This window comes from Nocardiopsis protaetiae (genome assembly GCF_045446735.1).
Taxonomy (GTDB): domain Bacteria; phylum Actinomycetota; class Actinomycetes; order Streptosporangiales; family Streptosporangiaceae; genus Nocardiopsis; species Nocardiopsis protaetiae.
This window is the reverse complement of record NZ_JBJJBV010000505.1, coordinates 1-1,831: the sequence shown is the minus strand read 5'-3', so window position 1 is coordinate 1,831 and position 1,831 is coordinate 1. Positions and strand designations below refer to the sequence as shown.

The window sequence follows — 1,831 nt, the reverse complement described above, 5'->3', positions numbered from 1 at the left end:
TGACACCACGGGGGCGCGCGGGGGACCACCCCGCGCGCCCCCGATGTTGCACACCGGTGACCCCGCCGTGGCCCGGAATCCCGCACGGCGTCGCGAGACTGGAACCCCGGCCCCCGCCCCCGGCGCCCCCACCCCCCAACGGGAGCAACGACCATGATCTACCGGATCATCGGCGACGCCGCCATGCTCTTCCACTTCACCTTCATCCTCTACATCGCCATCGGCGGACTCCTCGCCTGGAAGTGGCCCCGCACCATCTGGGCCCACCTCGCCGTCGCGGTCTACGGCCTCTCCATCAGCATCTTCGCCTGGACCTGCCCCCTCACCCACGTCGAGAACTGGGGACGCGAGAACGCCGGACAGGCCGGACTCGCCGAAGCCGGCTTCATCGACCACTACCTCACCGGCGTCATCTACCCCGCCGACAACCTCCGCGAGGTCCAGGCCGGCGTCGGCGTCCTCGTCGTCCTGTCCTGGATCGGCCTGGCCGTCCTCACCGCCGTGCGCCGCCGCCGGGCCCGCGCCGCGGCCACCACCGACGCCTGACCACGGGAGAGGCCCGGCGACAGGCTGACCGCGGGCCGACAACGGGCTGACCACGGCCGACAGCGCGGCCTACCATGGGGACCATGGCCTACCGGCTCCTCGCCGACACGGCCATGGTCCTCCACATGGCCTTCCTCGCCTATGTCCTCCTCGGCGGCCTCCCCGCCTGGAAGTGGCCCCGCGCCCTGTGGCCCCACCTCGCCACCGCCCTCTACGCCCTCGGCATCACCCTCATCGGCTGGCAATGCCCCCTCACCCACGTCGAGCGCTGGGCACGCGACCGCGCCGGACAGCAGGGCCTGCCCCCCACCGGGTTCATCGACCACTACCTCACCGGCGTCGTCTACCCCGAAGAACACCTCCGCACCATCCAGGTCGGCGTCGGCGCCCTCGTCCTCCTCACCTGGACCGTCCCCCTCACCCGCGCCCTGCACCGCCGGGACACCGCACGCCGCGACCCCACGTAAAGAACACGAATGGATTGGCCGCTGGCGCGCACACCCGCCCGCACCCCCGGGTACCGTTCCCACATGAGCGTTGTGACCTGGGACTCCTTCCGCGCCGCAGAACACTTCACCATGCGCACCGCCCGGCTCATCGACCGGTACCGCTTCGCCTACCACTTCCAGGCCGGCCCCACCGCGCCCATCCGCTCCGCCCTCGCCGCCTACCGCAACATCGACGGCGGCTACGGCAACGCCCTCGACCCCGACCTGCGCGGACACGCCAGCCAACCCCTCGCCGTCGACACCGCCCTGCGCTACCTCGACGAGATCGGCCCCATCCCCGCCGAACTCGGCCAGGGCATCTGCCGCCACCTCGCCACCGTCGCCTCACCCGACGGCGGCCTGCCCCCCGTCACCCCCGCCGTCCGCCACACCGAGGCCGCACCCTGGTGGCGCGAACACACCGGCCGCACCCCCGACCTCGCCCTCACCGCCGCCGTCACCGGCCGCCTCCACAAGCACAACATCACCCACCCCTGGCGCGACCGCGCCACCGCCTACTGCTGGAAGCACATCGACGACCTCCACTGGACCGACCCCCACGAGGCCATCGGCATCTGCACCTTCCTCCAGCACGTCCCCGACCGCCCCCGCGCCGTCGCCACCGTCAACCGCCTCGCCACCATGATCCGCGCCGTCGTCTGCATCCGGCCCGAGGACGCCGCCGCCGTCCCCGAACCCCGCACCGCCGCCACCCCCCGCCACCACGTCCACACACCCCTGGACCTGGCACCCGACCCCTCCAGCATCGCCCGGCCCATGTTCACCGACACCGAACT

3 protein-coding genes are annotated in these 1,831 nt (G+C 72.6%); all 3 read left to right on the top strand.

The window, feature by feature from the left end; translation table 11 throughout:
- Window positions 1-153 precede the first annotated feature (153 nt).
- On the top strand, window positions 154-546 hold the full coding sequence (locus ACJOT3_RS34375) for a DUF2784 domain-containing protein (RefSeq protein ID WP_406977307.1): 393 nt from the start codon (window positions 154-156) through the stop codon (window positions 544-546).
- Window positions 547-629: 83 nt separating this feature from the next.
- Window positions 630-1,013 (top strand): DUF2784 domain-containing protein, encoded by a 384-nt coding sequence (locus tag ACJOT3_RS34370; protein ID WP_406977306.1) that lies wholly within the window; start codon window positions 630-632, stop codon window positions 1,011-1,013.
- Window positions 1,014-1,085: 72 nt separating this feature from the next.
- Window positions 1,086-1,831 (top strand): prenyltransferase (locus ACJOT3_RS34365; protein WP_406977308.1); only part of this gene is annotated, 746 nt, incomplete at its 3' end.